This window comes from Brachybacterium vulturis, assembly GCF_043641765.1.
In the GTDB taxonomy this organism is placed as follows: domain Bacteria; phylum Actinomycetota; class Actinomycetes; order Actinomycetales; family Dermabacteraceae; genus Brachybacterium; species Brachybacterium vulturis_A.
This window is the reverse complement of the sequence record NZ_JBHZRO010000004.1, coordinates 1-14,130: the sequence shown is the minus strand read 5'-3', so window position 1 is coordinate 14,130 and position 14,130 is coordinate 1. Positions and strand designations below refer to the sequence as shown.

At 66.6% G+C, this 14,130-nt stretch carries 16 protein-coding genes; 4 read left to right on the top strand and 12 right to left on the bottom strand.

Annotation, left to right across the window (positions count from 1 at the left end; all coding sequences use genetic code 11):
* Nucleotides 1–223 precede the first annotated feature (223 nt).
* Both ACHUEU_RS03955 and ACHUEU_RS03950 read right to left on the bottom strand, forming a co-directional pair.
* Nucleotides 224–1,738 (bottom strand): multicopper oxidase family protein, encoded by a 1,515-nt coding sequence (locus ACHUEU_RS03955; RefSeq protein WP_394214603.1) that lies wholly within the window; start codon nt 1,736–1,738, stop codon nt 224–226.
* Nucleotides 1,739–1,770: 32 nt separating this feature from the next.
* Nucleotides 1,771–2,007 (bottom strand): SHOCT domain-containing protein, encoded by a 237-nt coding sequence (locus ACHUEU_RS03950; protein WP_394214602.1) that lies wholly within the window; start codon nt 2,005–2,007, stop codon nt 1,771–1,773.
* Nucleotides 2,008–2,171: 164 nt separating this feature from the next.
* On the opposite strand from ACHUEU_RS03950, the gene ACHUEU_RS03945 reads away from it, so the two are divergent.
* Both ACHUEU_RS03945 and ACHUEU_RS03940 read left to right on the top strand, forming a co-directional pair.
* Nucleotides 2,172–2,885 carry a response regulator gene (locus ACHUEU_RS03945; RefSeq protein WP_394214601.1) on the top strand — a complete coding sequence of 238 codons (714 nt, stop codon included), beginning with the start codon at nt 2,172–2,174 and terminating at the stop codon, nt 2,883–2,885.
* Nucleotides 2,886–2,952: 67 nt separating this feature from the next.
* Nucleotides 2,953–4,029 carry a sensor histidine kinase gene (locus ACHUEU_RS03940; protein WP_394214600.1) on the top strand — a complete coding sequence of 359 codons (1,077 nt, stop codon included), beginning with the start codon at nt 2,953–2,955 and terminating at the stop codon, nt 4,027–4,029.
* A 28-nt stretch (nt 4,030–4,057) separates the two neighbouring features.
* Here the strand turns inward: ACHUEU_RS03940 and ACHUEU_RS03935 are convergent, their stop codons facing one another.
* The 4 genes from ACHUEU_RS03935 to ACHUEU_RS03920 all read right to left on the bottom strand — a co-directional run bounded on the left by ACHUEU_RS03935 (nt 4,058) and on the right by ACHUEU_RS03920 (nt 6,718).
* Nucleotides 4,058–4,825, bottom strand: a complete 768-nt coding sequence (locus tag ACHUEU_RS03935; RefSeq protein ID WP_394214599.1) for a cytochrome c biogenesis CcdA family protein — start codon at nt 4,823–4,825, stop codon at nt 4,058–4,060.
* The gene (locus ACHUEU_RS03930) at nt 4,825–5,277 is read right to left on the bottom strand and encodes a TlpA family protein disulfide reductase (protein ID WP_394214598.1); all 453 of its coding nucleotides are present in this window, start codon (nt 5,275–5,277) and stop codon (nt 4,825–4,827) included. Before ACHUEU_RS03930 ends, ACHUEU_RS03935 begins: the two co-directional genes overlap by 1 nt.
* A 203-nt stretch (nt 5,278–5,480) precedes the next feature.
* On the bottom strand, nt 5,481–6,044 hold the full coding sequence (locus tag ACHUEU_RS03925) for a CueP family metal-binding protein (RefSeq protein ID WP_394214597.1): 564 nt from the start codon (nt 6,042–6,044) through the stop codon (nt 5,481–5,483).
* 89 nt (nt 6,045–6,133) lie between these two features.
* The gene (locus tag ACHUEU_RS03920; protein ID WP_394214596.1) at nt 6,134–6,718 is read right to left on the bottom strand and encodes a YdhK family protein; all 585 of its coding nucleotides are present in this window, start codon (nt 6,716–6,718) and stop codon (nt 6,134–6,136) included.
* A 222-nt stretch (nt 6,719–6,940) separates the two neighbouring features.
* Here ACHUEU_RS03920 and ACHUEU_RS03915 point away from each other — a divergent pair, with 222 nt between their 5' ends.
* On the top strand, nt 6,941–7,351 hold the full coding sequence (locus tag ACHUEU_RS03915; protein WP_394214595.1) for a four-helix bundle copper-binding protein: 411 nt from the start codon (nt 6,941–6,943) through the stop codon (nt 7,349–7,351).
* 76 nt (nt 7,352–7,427) lie between these two features.
* Here the strand turns inward: ACHUEU_RS03915 and ACHUEU_RS03910 are convergent, their stop codons facing one another.
* From ACHUEU_RS03910 to ACHUEU_RS03885, 6 genes are all read right to left on the bottom strand, one after another.
* Entirely contained in the window at nt 7,428–8,261 is an 834-nt protein-coding gene (locus tag ACHUEU_RS03910) for a C40 family peptidase (protein ID WP_394214792.1), read from the bottom strand.
* A 392-nt stretch (nt 8,262–8,653) separates the two neighbouring features.
* Nucleotides 8,654–8,971 (bottom strand): histone-like nucleoid-structuring protein Lsr2, encoded by a 318-nt coding sequence (locus ACHUEU_RS03905; RefSeq protein ID WP_010534546.1) that lies wholly within the window; start codon nt 8,969–8,971, stop codon nt 8,654–8,656.
* 76 nt (nt 8,972–9,047) lie between these two features.
* The gene (locus tag ACHUEU_RS03900) at nt 9,048–10,040 is read right to left on the bottom strand and encodes a hypothetical protein (protein ID WP_394214594.1); all 993 of its coding nucleotides are present in this window, start codon (nt 10,038–10,040) and stop codon (nt 9,048–9,050) included.
* Nucleotides 10,037–10,489: a hypothetical protein gene (locus tag ACHUEU_RS03895; RefSeq protein WP_394214593.1), complete on the bottom strand. Its 453-nt coding sequence runs from the start codon at nt 10,487–10,489 to the stop codon at nt 10,037–10,039. The genes ACHUEU_RS03900 and ACHUEU_RS03895 overlap by 4 nt, the downstream gene beginning before the upstream one ends.
* Nucleotides 10,482–11,417: a hypothetical protein gene (locus ACHUEU_RS03890; protein WP_394214592.1), complete on the bottom strand. Its 936-nt coding sequence runs from the start codon at nt 11,415–11,417 to the stop codon at nt 10,482–10,484. Before ACHUEU_RS03890 ends, ACHUEU_RS03895 begins: the two co-directional genes overlap by 8 nt.
* Nucleotides 11,414–13,237, bottom strand: a complete 1,824-nt coding sequence (locus tag ACHUEU_RS03885) for a nucleotide-binding protein (RefSeq protein WP_394214591.1) — start codon at nt 13,235–13,237, stop codon at nt 11,414–11,416. The genes ACHUEU_RS03890 and ACHUEU_RS03885 overlap by 4 nt, the downstream gene beginning before the upstream one ends.
* Before the next feature lie 107 nt (nt 13,238–13,344).
* Between ACHUEU_RS03885 and ACHUEU_RS03880 the strand changes: the two genes are divergently transcribed.
* A complete protein-coding gene (locus ACHUEU_RS03880) occupies nt 13,345–14,043 on the top strand; it encodes a hypothetical protein (RefSeq protein ID WP_394214590.1) in 699 nt (232 codons plus the stop codon).
* Nucleotides 14,044–14,130 lie beyond the last annotated feature (87 nt).

Sequence of the window (14,130 nt, the reverse complement as noted above, 5' to 3'; positions counted from 1 at the left end):
CGAAACCATCCGGCGCATGAGGCGCCCGAGCAGGGTTGGAGAGTCTGCTCTGGCAGGGGACAACGGGGAGATGCGCTCCGTGCGGGGCCTCCGATCAGCAGGTTGGTGGCTGGCACACGTCTGGTCGTGAACGTCTCGGACGATGAGGTGAAGGACGGTCGAATCGAGCGCAGTGACGCAACCGGCCTCACCGTGACGCCCTCGGGGGCGTGGCCGTACGACGTCAGGTCGCGTAGTCGATCCCTGTCATCATGCCGACTTCCTGGTGGTACGCGTTGTGGCAGTGCGCTGCCCACCGGCCTGGATTGTCCGCATCGAAGTCGAGGGCGAACGATTCCATGGGTGCCATCATCACGGTGTCCTTGCGAAGACCGGAGGGCAGGGCGAAGGTGTGGCCGTGTATGTGTAAGGGGTGGCTCATCATCGTCTGGTTGGTCGCGATGATCCGCACCCGCTGTCCCTCGCGGATACTGAGTGGAGTGTGCTGCCCGTAGGGGGCGCCGTTGATGGCCCACTGGTAGGGCTGCATCGAGCCTTGGAACGCGAGTTCGAGCTCGCTGTCAACCGGGCGGTCCTCGAGTCGCGCGGTCTCGGCCGGTTCCAGCGTGGATCCGATGAGCACCTCCCCGTCGAGCTCCCGGACCTGGACGTCCGCGGCGGGCGCTTTCCCGGCACCGGTCCTCAGCACGGCGAGCCCTTGGCCGCCGCTGGTCTTCCCGACGGGACGCGCCACCAGAGGGAACATGCCGTCCTTTACGGTGACCGCCACGTCGTACCGTTCACCCATTCCGAGATAGAGCGCCTTGGCGGCGACCGGTTCGACGGCGAATCCGTCCGAGTGGGTGACCAAGAGATCGTGGTCTCCGAGTGCGAGGGCGAAGATGGTGTCGGCGGAGGCGTTGATCAGACGGATGCGAACACGCTGGCCGGGCTTCGCCTCGCAGATCTCCGGCGCTTCGGGAACCCGGCCGTTGAGGAGGAAGTGGGGGTAGGTCACGTCGCCGGCATCGCCCCAGGGCTCCTCGCCCATGGGCATGTCGCCGTGGTCCATGCCTCTGGATCCCCCGTCGGCGGGGTCGTCGCCCATGGGCATGTCGCCGTGGTCCATGCCTCCGGAATCCGAGGGACTGGTACCGGTCAGCGCAGCCAGCACCTCATCGGGAGTCTGCCCCGCCCCATCGATCCAGTCATCGAGGGTCACGATCCATTCCGCGTCGTAGTCTCCGGGTTCGTCGGGGTCATCGATGATCAGTGGGGCGTAGAGCCCGCGGTCGAGCTGCAGGCCGACATGGGAGTGGAGGAAGTACGTGCCGGGGTCGGGGGCGACGAATTCGTAGGTGTAGGAGGTGTTCGGCTCGACCGGATCCTGCGTCATCCCCGGCACCCCGTCGGCCGCATTGTGCAGTCGGATTCCGTGCCAGTGGATCGTGGAGGTCTCGGGCAGGCGGTTCTCGAGCGTGATGCGCAGCAGGTCGCCAGCTGTGGCGCGGATCAGCGGCCCGGGGAGGCTCTCGCCGTATGCCCAGGTCGAGACCGTCTTCCCTCCAAGATCCACGGTCGTCGGCGCCGCGGTGAGGGTCTGGGTGATGACGTTCTGACCGGCCTTCGGAGTCAGGGCTGGAGGCGGTGCGAAGGTCCCCGCCTCAGTCGGGGTGGTGCGGTTACCACATGCCGCGAGCGTCAGCGCTGCCGCGCCGAGACCTCCGGTGAACACGGTGCGGCGGGGAAAGCTCTTCACAGGTGCAGTCCTTCTGGAGTGAGGGGGCGGCGTCAAGGCCGAAAGGCCTTCAGGACCAGTTGTCGCTGTAGTTCGAACTCGTCGGCCGTGATTTCGCCTCGAGCGAGGCGCAGTGAGAGTTCTCCGATCGCCTCGTTCTCGTCCCGCGCGCGTCGGGGGCGCCCTGGCAGCACAGTGCATGCCAGCAGCAGTGCCGAGGCCCAGAGAAGAGCGAGCAGACCGGCGACCATCACCCACATCAGCCACGACATCGCATCGGTAGGCATCATCGAGCAGCTCCCTGGTGGGTCGAGTTCGTCCGCGGCACGGTCCACATCAGGTTCCCCCGGGGCGGGCGAAGTTCTCATCGAGAGTTCCTCAAGATCTGGTCCAGATAGTCCGCCTGCACCTCCGTAGACACGCGATCTCCAGGATCAGGGACCAGACTGGAGCCATGAGGAGTGAAACGGATCGTGCAGCGGCGATGATTCTCGTCGTCGAGGACGAAGCCGCGCTGTCGGACGTGGTCCAGGCGTATCTCGTGAAGGCCGGCTACGCGACTGCGAGCGCGCGAAGCGGTCCCGAGGCGGTGGAGGCAGCCCGCACTCTGTCGCCGGACGTGATCATCCTCGATCTCGGCCTGCCCGGGCTCGACGGTCTGGAGGTGATGCGCAGGATCCGAGCCTTCTCCGACTGCTACGTGCTCATCACGACGGCACGGTCCGAGGAGGTGGATCGCCTTGTCGGACTGTCGGTGGGGGCGGATGACTACCTCACCAAGCCGTTCAGCGTGCGTGAACTCGTCGCTCGGGTCCAGGCCGTATTGCGCAGGCCCCGCGCCGATTCCGTGACGGCATCCTCGGACACAGTGCGCACGTACGGAGAGCTCGAGATCGACACAGCCGCCCAGGAGGTGCGACTCGCCAGCCGGCCACTTCCGCTGACCCCCACCGAGAGGGGACTCCTGATGACCCTGGCGCTCAGTCCTGGCCAGGCCTTCAGTCGCAGACAGCTGATGGAGGCCGTCTGGGGAGACAGCTGGATCGGAGATGACCATCTCGTCGATGTGCACATCGCCAACCTCCGACGAAAACTCGACGAGACGGCTGAGTCTGCACGGTTCGTCACCACGGTGCGCGGTATCGGGTACCGGATGGGGAAGGGATGAGCTCGTGACCGCACCGGGTACCTCTGTGCGAACGGTTCGCCCTGGCACCAGCTTGGCCTCGCGCCTGATGATCGGCCAGCTCATCGTGCTGCTCGCCGGCGCGCTCACCATCACGGTGCTGACGGTGATCATCGGGCCCGCCGTCTTCCACTACCACCTGCTCCAGACCGATCTCCCGGTGGGCAGCGACGAGCTCGTCCACATCGAACGCGCCTACCGTGACGCGCTCGCACTTGCCCTCGGGGTCGGACTGGTGGTCTCCCTCCTGGCCGCCGGCCTGGTCACCTGGAACCTGGCACGACGACTCCGCCAGACGCTTCACGGCCTCACCTCGGCTGTCGATGAACTGTCCCGCGGCCACTACTCCACGCGCGTGCCCTCCGTCGGAGCCGGGACCGAACTCGACTCCCTGGCCGCCACGCTCAACGACATGGCAGCGCGCCTGGACGCCGTCGAGGAGACCCGACGCCAACTGCTCTCCGACCTCGCCCATGAGCTGCGCACCCCCATCGCCACCCTCTCGGCACATCACGAGGCGATGGCCGATGGCGTCATCGAGCCGGAGACAGCCATGCCCATCCTCGCCAGCCAGACCATGCGACTTTCGCGGCTGGCTGACGACATCAGTGAAGTGTCCCGGGCCGAGGAGGGCCAGCTCCCGGTACAGCTGCACCCCCTCACCGTCGACGACCTGCTGGAGTCGATACTCCCGGCATGGGATGAACGGTTCGAGACAGCGGGCGTGGCACTACGACGAGAAACGGCCCTGCCCCACTCCGTGACGATCCACGCGGACCCGGACCGCCTCGCCCAAGTCCTCGGAAACCTGCTGAGCAACGCTCTACGGCACACTTCCCCCGGAGGCACCGTCACGGTCTCGGCAGCCACCCACGGCAGCACGGTGGAGATCACGGTAGCGGACGACGGCGAAGGCTTCACCAATGAGGACCGGTCACGCCTGTTCGAACGGTTCTTCCGCGCCGACAGCTCCCGCACCCGTGACAACTCCGGCTCAGGCATCGGCCTGACGATCAGCCGCGCCCTCGTCGATGCGCACGGCGGGACCATGGCCGCAGCCAGTGAGGGGCCCGGACAGGGAGCCACCTTCACCATTCGGCTTCCTCGTGCGACCGCTGACCGCTGAGCCCGCCGCGCACGGCGGAACGCACCCCTCAGACGATCGTAGTGAAGTTGCCGATCCGCACCTGCAGGAGAGCCATCCACTGCTCCCACACGCCGGTGACCAGCAGGAGTCCGATGGCGATGAGCACGGAGCCACCGACGATCTGGAGCGTGCGGCGATGCCGGGACAGCATTTTGGAGATGCCGAGGGCGCGCCGGAACACGAGGGCGAAGAGGATGAACGGGATCCCGAGCCCGATCGCGTAGCCGAACGCGAGGAGTGCGCCGCGGCTCGCGGAGGCCTCCCCGAGACTGAGCGCGGCGACCGCGGCGAACGTTGGGCCGATGCACGGAGTCCAGGAGAAGCCGAACGTGATCCCGAGCAGGGGTGCGCCGGCGAGTCCGGCATCGGGGCGCTTCCGGATCCGTTTCTCACCGGAGAGACGGGGGAAGATTCCCACGAACACCAGTCCCATGAGGATCACCAGCACCCCGGAGATCCGATTGATCGCGCTGGTGTACTGGACCATCAATGACCCGAGGGCGCCGACGAAGCCGCCGATGACCAGGAACACCGCAGTGAATCCAGCCACGAACAGCACCGCGCCGGCGACCAGGCGCCACGGACGCTCGCCCGGATCACTGTTGCTACGCGGCCCGGTGCCCGGTCCGGTGAGGCCGGTGATGTATCCCAGGTAGCCGGGGACCACCGGGAGCACGCACGGTGAGAGGAACGCGACCAGACCAGCAACTGTCGACAGCAGCAGGGCTGCGGCCAGGGGTCCGCTCAGCACGGTGGTGGCGAAGAGTTCACCCATCAGGCACCCTCCGCCAGCACGGCATCCAAAAGGCTCTCGAGAGTGCTCTGGTCGGCTGCGCCCGTGATCCGGGCGGCTACTCGTCCTTCAGCATCGAGGATCAATGTCGTGGGGACCGCGTTGGGTGAGACGCTGCCGTCCATCGACGTGATCACGACCCCATCGGGGTCCGGGATGGAGGGATAGGTGATGCCGAAGGTCTTCTCGAATGCGGCGGCCGGTCCGGCCTTGTCGCGGGTGTTGACGCCCACGAACTCCACGCCCTGTGAACCATATTCGGAGTGCACGGCCTTCAGTGCTGGTGCTTCGACACGGCACGGCGGGCACGAGGCGTACCAGACGTTGATCACCAACGGTGCACCGCGCAGCGCCGTGGAGTCGAAGTCGTCACCGCCGTACGTCGTTCCCCGGATCTCCAGAGAAGCGGCGCGGCCCTCAGGGGGGATCTCCACGACGACCCCGTCACCGGAGACGTACCCGGCGTTCGCCTCGCTCGCGGCATCCGAAGAACTGCTGCACGCCGCAAGTAGGGGAGCAAGGACGAATAGACCGCCGCTCAGAAGTGTGGTCCGCCGACTCGGGCCGACCCGAGCCCCGCTCCTCATGAATGGGTCGGTGACGGGGCGTCGAAGTGCGGTGCGGAGGCTTCGTCCGATCACGTCAGTTGGAGACTGGTCAGACACGTCAGATCATCCTCCGCCTGGGTCGAGATGGACGCGGACCCCGTGTAGCCCTCGAGAGTGCACGTGAGCTCCGCTGTGGCCCCGCGCGGCAGCCAGAAACCGATGAACCCGTTGTCGTGAGTGGTGCGAGTGCCCTCCTCGAGGATCTCGCCCGAGCTGCTGTCGACCACGCTCACAGTGAGCTCGCGGCTGCGGAGCTCCCCGCGGCACGTCGTCAGACTGTGGAAGGCGCACTCGTGGGTGGTCTCCACGAACGGGGCCACCGACAGGTAGAACTGATCCTGCGGAAGAGGCAGCTCGGCCTCCCGCCCTGCATCGTCCTGGAGCTGAAGAGACGTCGCAGTGACGCTGGCGATCAGGTTCTGCGGTCGCTCGGCCACCGGGAGCGCCTCGAGCCGGTCGATGATCTCGTGCGCGTCGGCGTCGGCGAAGCCATGGTCCTGGAGCAGCTCCTGATCACCCGCGATGGATGCGGGCTCGGACCCGACGGTGCCGCAGCCGGCGACCACGAGCGGGAACAGACCGGCACCGATCAAGACCGATCGTCGGGGCAGCCGCACAGTGCGACGACGGGAGCCATCCCCGGAGGAAGCGACTGCACCTCGAGGGCTCGACGGGGTGGTCATCACGCAGGCTCGATCTCGCTCTCGACGACCCACTTATGGTTCGTCATCATCATCCCGTCGGCCTCGTAGTCGACCATGTACACAGTCTCCTCGGTGGCACTGTCGATGGTGGCTTCAGCACCCTCCATACCCGCCATGTGATCAGCGGTGATGACCACCTCCGTGCCCTCCGCCAGCGGTGCCTCGCCCGGGTTCTCAAGCTCTTGGTGAACGACCCACTTGTGGTCAGTGACCGGCTCGCCGCCATCGGTCGGGGTGAAGCTGACCGAGTAGGTCGTGGTGTCGAAGGCACCGGAGATCGTCGCCGTCGCACCCTCCATACCCTCCATGTGGTCCGCCGTGAGCGTCACCTCCGTGCCGACTGGGAACTCGGGATCCTCCGCAGCTGCCATACCTTCGGGCGCAGGGCCGCCATCCATCGGGTGCTCCATACCCCCGTGGCCACCACCATCGGACGCCTCCGATGCCTCGGACCCACCCGACGTCTGACCGCCGTCAGACCCGCTGTCGGCGCAGCCGGCAAACACAATCGCACCGGTGAAAACGACGGCCGCGAGACGACCGAAGGAACGACGAGAACGCATAATCTCTCCTAGTCAGAGGACACTTTGCGCCAGCCTATGGTTCCCAGGTCAAGATCTCCTCAAGGCCAGATCTGGACTTCTTGAGCACAGCGCTGACCAGTCGATCCGCACTGCCTCCGAAACGGACGGTCTACTCGCTTCCGTCTTTCGGGGTGCCCTGACTATCGTCGGCGGAGCGGGTCGGTATCCGCCGGTCCGTTCGGAGCGAAAAGGAGCATCACCATGACCCATCACGTCGCCTCAATGCTTCAGACCTACCCGAAGGACCTCGGCACCATCGACCAGCAGAAGCTCGCCGCATGCATCGAGGCCTGCTTCGAGTGCGCCCAGACCTGCACAGCCTGCGCGGACGCCTGCTTGGCCGAGGACATGGTGGCGGAGTTGACCCAGTGCATCCGCCGGAACCAGGACTGCGCCGACGTCTGCGAAGCCACCGGACGCGTCCTGTCCCGTCAGACGGGCGAGAACATCGCCCTCAACCGTGCTCTACTCGAGGCGTGTCAGGCAGCGTGCCGGTCCTGCGCCGAGGAGTGCGAGAAGCACGCCGGCATGCACGAGCACTGCAAGGTCTGCGCCGACACCTGCCGTCGCTGCGAGCAGGCCTGCGCTGAGCTGCTGGCCTCGATCAGCTGACGACGCTGCGTCTACACGCAGAGGGAGCCCCAACCGTTGGTCGGGGCTCCCTCTGCGCTGGCGTTGTGGCGTGCGATCAGCGGAAGGTGACGAAGGTCGGCGAACCCCAGATAGTCCGCTCCGTGACGGCACCCGGGCTGCGTCCCGCGTCGATGACCGTGTCGCCACCGGCGTAGATCCCGAGGTGGCCAGGCCACACCACGAGGTCACCGGGCTGGGCCTCGGACTTCGAGATCGTGGTTCCAGCCGCCACCTGCTGAGACGAGGTACGGGGCAGGTCGATACCGGCCTGCTCGTACGCGTAAGAGCTCAGACCCGAGCAGTCGAAGCTGACGCCCGGCTTGGAGGTCCCCCACGAGTAGGAGGCACCGATCTGGCTGCGCGCGGCATCGACGATCGCCTGCTGCGAACTGATCGCGGACTTCGCCGGGGCAGGAGCAGACGTCCCGCCGCCGGAGACCGGAGCGTCGCTGCCGTTCAGCGCGCCGCGCGTCTCAGGGCCCACCACGCCGTCGATCTTCAGGTCGTGCGAGCGCTGGAAGTCCTTCACAGCCCCATGGGTGAGCTTGCCGAACTTTCCGTCGACGGACAGCGAATCACCATGGTCGTTCAGAGCTGACTGCAGCTGCTCCACGGCAGAGCCCTGCGAACCCCACCGCAGCTTCTCCGCCGTGGAGACGGACGTCGCGTGTGCCGGGGCCGGCGCCGCCGGCGCAGCAGCCTGTGCAGAAATGGCAGGTGCGGCGGGCGACGCGGCCGGGGCGGCCTGAGCCGGCCCCGCGGCGAAAGCGGATCCGAGGAGGACCGTGCCGAGGACAGCGGCACCGCCGGTGCCCCGCAACGCGCGGCCAGCGGTCCCGACAGGCGTGACTGCTCGGCCGAAGGCGCGGTGGGTGTTGTTATGGGCCATGGTTCTACTCCGTAGGTTTCCCTCCTCGAGACGGGAGGGAGTCGATGACTTCGTCAGTGCCGCAGCGACGGCAGAGCGACCAGTGAAGCGCCAGCTCATTTCGTGGGCAGTGAAACCAACGTACGGGCTGGTTCGGCGGTTCTACGGAGGCATGGGGTGCCCTGCTTGAAGATTTAACCGCGGCTTTGCGCACGCTCTCCTGATACCCCCGGAGGGTAGGCCGGGCCTTTACCTGTACGGTCGAAAGGATGACGCGAGAGATCGAACGCATTCTCAAGATTGTCTTAAGGCAGCGCTGCACTCATCAGCGGACCCGTGCTGCAAGACGTGCGCGGACGCACCACGGCCCGGCACCATCCAGGTGTGCCGGGCCGAGTGAGGACAGTGCGGAGTCAGTTCGCCTTGGCGTAGGCCTCACGGACATCGGCGCGAATGCGACCCCGCTCCGAGACCTCGTAACCGTTCGCGACCGCCCACTGGCGGATCTTCGCGGCGTCGCCGCCGGTGCTGGCACCGGTGCCGCGCTGCGCACGACCACCAGTGCGCCGCGCCATAACGGTCCACTTCTCCATCTCGGAGCGCAGCTGACGAGTGTTGTCCTCGTTCAGGTCGATCTCGTACGAGACGCCGTCCAGCCCAAACGTCACCGTGTTCGTTGCATCCGAACCATCGATATCGTCAACGAGCAGAACCTGGGTCTTGCGAGCCATTGTGACCTCCAGTGATTAGAGTGATTGCGCGGACAGTGTAGGCACACTTCCCTTGAGGAGTCGTGCATATTGGCGTTCAGTCGGCGTTTCGGTAGTCCGCGAACTGTCGGCGAGAGATCGCGAGGATTTCATTGAGATGTGATCCGATCTCGCGGCGGCTGGCCGGCTCAGTCACGCCGAGCTCTGCGACCAGCTCCTTTCGCGTAGGGAACTCTCCCTCGCAGTGATGCGCGAAGAACACCCGCGCCACGCTCGCCATAGGGACCGGCTGACGCTTCGGCGCGCGAATACGCGTAGCCTCTCGTACGGCGTCTCTCCGCGCGCATTCGGCCACGATCGACCGAATCCGCGCAGTGCGCTCAGACGCCCCCTCATCCGGTACATCCGTCCAGGCCAGACGATCCTCACCGAACAGAGACGGATCCTCCAACGGTATCGACCGGAGACTGCCGAGACCCCGGATCGTGATCAGGACGGACTGCCGCGCGGCGTCCTTTCGAGTCGCGTACATGCGCGTGTTGTGGAAGTCGACGAGCTCGGCATCGGAGGGGGTGTGTGCATGCTCGGCCTCGAACAGTTCACGGGAACGCTTCACCAGCTTCGCCCGACGATCATGAGAGCTGTCGCCCGGGACCCCGGCAGTTCCGTTCAATAGACCCTTCCGTCGGTCTTCACGGATCCAGTACCGCGTCTCCGCCTCCAGGATCGTCGGCAGGTTTCGTGAGTAGTCGAACACACTGCTGGTCCCGGGCCCGGACTTCGCCCTCCACCGCGTCTCGAGCATTCTCATCAGCGCATCTCCGAAATAGGAGAGGACCAGATCCTTGTCGTGGTAGTCCAGACGCGAAATATGCTGCGCCCTCTTCAGGACCCGCGCAATTTCGCTTTCATGTGTGTACAAAAATTCATCGAGAAGGGCGCGCTTCTCGACCCGGTTCCGGGCGTGGAGTATCTGGCACATCTCGGCCTTCCACGGCGTCTCGAGCGTGTCCCGATCGCAGTCGCAGCGACGATGATGATCAGCCCGCCGACGGAGCCTTGCAGTCGTGTTCAGCAACAGCGCGGTCATCGTGCATCCTCCCGGGGAAACGGGGCGGCGGCGAAAGGGAATCCCGGCCAGACGGTGAGGTCCTGGGCCTGCTGGATCAAGCCATGGGAGATGAATGCATCCAGCACCGCCAGCAGGCGCCGTCCGCGGGCCTGCTCGTCGAGGATGAAGGCGAGGGTGACGTGCCCGTTCGCGGTGCGGGACTCGGTGGCCTCGAGGATGTGCAGCACCTGTGCGATGACGGCGCGGGCTCGTGCGGCACCGATCCCCGGGCCGGCGGTGATGATCTGCTCCAGGCGCAGACGCAGCAACGGCTTCTCTCCAGACGCCGCGGCGGCGATGATCGCCTCCCACGGCGTGACGGTCCCGTCGGTGATCAGCTGTAAGAGCTCACCGCGCGCAGCGTTGGCGACGCGCCGCTGGCTGATGAGTAGGGACATGTCGATCTCGCCGGTGGGGTGCTCAGACATCACTGGCCTCCACGATGTTGCGGACGGCAATGGATTCCAGCGACGGGGCCACGGTCAATGCTCGGATGGCGCGTGTGGTGGACACCCGGTCAGTGGGGTGGAGGCCGTTGTAGCGGTCGATGATCTGCTCGAGGCCGGCGCCGGTGCCGAGTGAGCGGGCGACGCGACGGACTCGAGGGCCTACTTGGGGATCGCCGATGGCGACGCGGACCTGGTCGCCGAGGTCCCGGCGGATCTGGGTGGTGAGGTACCGGATCGGGTCGACGTTCCGGGTGGTGGCCGGGTCCAGGCAACGGTCCAAGGAGCGCAGTATGCGACTGTCCGGGCCGGCAGCGCCGTAGAGCACGTGGGTGACGACGAGGTCGAGCTGTTGATCATCAAGCAGCCTCACCGCGGTCTCGTGCTCCTCGATGCCGGTGATCTCCCGGCAGATCGACGTCGCAACCTGATGGACGCTCTCCTGGGCGTACTGCTCCAGGTGCGCGAGCATCGTCCACCGCGCGAGCTCACCGCGCTCGATGAACTCATCGAGCAGCCGCGTCGCCTGATACGCGGACAACACGGGTGCATGGTGCGCGGGCCACATCGTGCCCGTGGGGCGCCCGAGGTTGGTGGTTCCTTCGGCGAGGTCGATGGCGCCGGCCAGGTGGGTGCCGGCGGCGTCCACGCTCCATCCTGCGGAGACGGGGTGCCCCGTGGCGGGGTCGGCGGCGTGCAGGGTTCCGTTCCGCCAGTTGATGGTGGCGGGCAGAGTGCCGGTCCGAGTGGCTTTGTGGCCGCCGACGCCTCGGGCTGGGCGGATCCACATAGTCGGTGGCAAGGCATGCAGTCGCACCCGGTGCCGCGGTCGCGCCTGTTCGGTGGCGCAGCGCGCCCAGATCATCTGGTCCAGGAGCGTGCACAGCTGCTCGGAAGTGGCCCGGTTCATCGTCGCAGCCACCTCTTCCACCACGGCCGTCCAGAGGGAACGGTTCCTGAGTCTCGAAGGTCGAACTCCGGGTCCCCGGTGACGGAGAGGAGCACGTCCATGACAACGCCGTAGAGGGTCGGTACCGCGTAGGGGATGCGCCGGGCGACGAGGTCGTCGTAGATGCGGTCGTCGTAGTGGATCGCGCCCTTCCACGATGAGTCCCTGCCCAGCAGCTGCGGCAGCTTGCCGTAGTCGGTGATCGAGGGCCGGACCTTGTTCGCGATCGACATCATCCGCGTCGCCTCGGCGCCGTGCTGACGAAGCGACTCCATCGCCACGAGCAGGTTCTCCACGCCTGGTGTGGTGAGCTCGCAGATCCCGACCCCGTAGCCCCCGCGCGCCAGCAGCGGCGCAATGACCCGGTCGATCACGCCGGTCGTGTCCAGCCCTTCGGTGATCTGGGTGTCGATGATGACCAGGTCGAACCGGGCCCGTGCGATCTGGAGGACCTCGGTGTAGTGCGCGGCCGTGACCGTGGCGATCTCCTTACCAATGTCGTCGTGGCCCTTGACCGGACGGGGCGCCTGGACGAACGAGAACGCGAGGTGATCGCCCCGGCCTTGCCGTGCCTGGTTCAGCTGCTCGGGGGAGAGGATCGCCGAGGCGGGGTCTCCGATCATGACGGCGTCGTAGATCGAAGGGAGGTCCGTGGTCCGTACCCGCAGGTAAAGGCCGAGATCGCCCTGGGCACGATTCGCATCGATCAGACACACGCGCTTGTCCCCGATCTCGGCGGCCGCTTGCGCGAGTGCGAGCGCGAGTGTGGACTTGCCCTCTCCGCCCTTCCCGGAGAAGCAGGCGATCACTTCGGCGGGGGCAGTGCTGCGCCGGCTGCGTTTGGTGGCACTGGCCTTGGTGACGTCATCCAGTGCGGTATCGGCATCGACCTTGTCCTCGTCCTCGACGCCCGGCCCCTCGAGGCTGTCGGAGAGGTCGTCGAAGAGCTCCTCGTCCAGGGGATCGAGCTGCGGATCCGGATCGGTGATCGGCGCTGAGTCGGTGCCGGCGGCGAAGGTCGGCAGGGCGATTGGACGCCTGCCCGGAAAGACCGGTGAACTTTCATCCGGTTCCGACTCGACCCGGGGAATGCGCGAGCCTTGCTGCGGGGTGGGGGAGTGGAACCCGTCGAACTCCTCCTCATCGTCCGCTTCCGAGCCGTCCGAGAGCGCTGCCGCGGGCTCGGGATCGTCGGTGGAATCCTCGAGCCAGTCCGTCAGCGCCGACTGCGCTGCGGCGCGTTTGGTGATGGGCGCAGACTCTGCGAGGGACGGCGCCGGGCGCGCGGCATCGTCGTCCTCATCGTTCAGCCAGTCCTCGACGGGCTCGACAGGCGCCCGATCAGACGAGTCGGGCTCAGTCGTGGTTGAGTCGACACGGTGCTCCCGGGCTGGGAGCATTTCGGGTAGGGGCTGGGGGATCGTGCCGTCGGCCTCGACGCGGAGGCCCTGCAGCATCGGGTCAAGATCCTGGAACCCGAGCGCACCGAGATAGTCGCCCAGGCTCGACGCCATCGGGATCGAACTACGCGTCTCTCCAAGGATCGGGTCCGCCCCGCGCACGATCACCACCGGAGCTGTCTCGGGCAGGCGGGAGATCAGCTGCTCGAGCCCGATCTGCTTGTGATCCTCGACCAGGACCGGAAGCGCCGAAGTGGCCGCCGTGTCGCGGATAAGCCGAGAGACCTCGGGGAACCCGTCGCCGGAAACGACTTCGAATCCGAAGCTCTCCAGCGCTTCTCGCACGTGGGGCAGTCCGATGACTGCGAGTGAGTTGCTCATACTGGTTATATGCCACGGTGCACCGAATCAAGTGCACGAGACTTCGTTCCTGCAGGCAGACATGGAACGATGACCTGATGCAGTTCGAGCGGACGACGGGCGGAATCATGGAGATCACACGCGAGGAAGCAACCTCGCGCCGGCGCACATTCGCCCAGTGGGCCGCCGCCGCGCACGACCCCCTCGTGCCCATGACGACCCGCGTCGACATCGACCGCCGCTTCCGCGAATGGACCCGCCGCACGCCCGCCTTCACCATCGCCTGGGCCACCGGCGTGACCGCCACGATCCTGGACACCCTGCCGCCGTCGGACCCCTGGCGGACCCCGCACCCCGGCTTCGGCACCTTCCGCGACGGCAACGACGTCACCTTCGTGCCCGAGGACGAAGACGAATGGGACCGCGAACGGCTGCTGCTGGACATCAACCTCATCGCCATCGCCGACCCCATGCCGCCCGGCGCTGCCCGGGTCATGGCTGCCTGTGCGGCTAGTAGCGAAGACGGCCAGTTCACCCTCACCGAGCTCCGCAAGGCGACCGAGTCCCGCCGCGACGCAGTCACCGCCGACATCGCCCAGTCGATCGTCCTCTGGTCGCTCTGGCGCCGACGCAGCTACTGCGGCAACGACGACGAGTTCCCGCTGTCGATGATGTACGGCTGGCTCTCCTACGCCTCCGCCGTCGAGGACGGACGGCCCGTGCCGCACGAGATCATCGACCCCGACATCTTCACGGCCGCCCTTACCGACGAGGACTACCGCGGCACCGCGGACATCGAAGGCGTAGCGAACCGCGACGACTCGTGAGCGTCGCCAGCTAGGGCGTGTCTCCCATATGTGAGGCGGTTTCGCCTGAGAGCCTGGGCATATGGCTACCGCGACGACTCGTCATCA

What these genes read in the sequence shown, in the direction of transcription:
- ACHUEU_RS03935 (WP_394214599.1), bottom strand. Translation starts at nt 4,825, where the DNA reads ATGGGTGAACTCTTCGCCACCACCGTGCTGAGCGGACCCCTGGCCGCA.
- ACHUEU_RS03940 (WP_394214600.1), top strand. Translation starts at nt 2,953, where the DNA reads ATGATCGGCCAGCTCATCGTGCTGCTCGCCGGCGCGCTCACCATCACG.
- ACHUEU_RS03895 (WP_394214593.1), bottom strand. Translation starts at nt 10,489, where the DNA reads ATGTCTGAGCACCCCACCGGCGAGATCGACATGTCCCTACTCATCAGC.
- ACHUEU_RS03920 (WP_394214596.1), bottom strand. Translation starts at nt 6,718, where the DNA reads ATGCGTTCTCGTCGTTCCTTCGGTCGTCTCGCGGCCGTCGTTTTCACC.
- ACHUEU_RS03950 (WP_394214602.1), bottom strand. Translation starts at nt 2,007, where the DNA reads ATGATGCCTACCGATGCGATGTCGTGGCTGATGTGGGTGATGGTCGCC.
- ACHUEU_RS03945 (WP_394214601.1), top strand. Translation starts at nt 2,172, where the DNA reads ATGAGGAGTGAAACGGATCGTGCAGCGGCGATGATTCTCGTCGTCGAG.
- ACHUEU_RS03880 (WP_394214590.1), top strand. Translation starts at nt 13,345, where the DNA reads ATGGAGATCACACGCGAGGAAGCAACCTCGCGCCGGCGCACATTCGCC.
- ACHUEU_RS03915 (WP_394214595.1), top strand. Translation starts at nt 6,941, where the DNA reads ATGACCCATCACGTCGCCTCAATGCTTCAGACCTACCCGAAGGACCTC.
- ACHUEU_RS03910 (WP_394214792.1), bottom strand. Translation starts at nt 8,261, where the DNA reads ATGGCCCATAACAACACCCACCGCGCCTTCGGCCGAGCAGTCACGCCT.
- ACHUEU_RS03905 (WP_010534546.1), bottom strand. Translation starts at nt 8,971, where the DNA reads ATGGCTCGCAAGACCCAGGTTCTGCTCGTTGACGATATCGATGGTTCG.
- ACHUEU_RS03900 (WP_394214594.1), bottom strand. Translation starts at nt 10,040, where the DNA reads ATGACCGCGCTGTTGCTGAACACGACTGCAAGGCTCCGTCGGCGGGCT.
- ACHUEU_RS03885 (WP_394214591.1), bottom strand. Translation starts at nt 13,237, where the DNA reads ATGAGCAACTCACTCGCAGTCATCGGACTGCCCCACGTGCGAGAAGCG.
- ACHUEU_RS03890 (WP_394214592.1), bottom strand. Translation starts at nt 11,417, where the DNA reads ATGAACCGGGCCACTTCCGAGCAGCTGTGCACGCTCCTGGACCAGATG.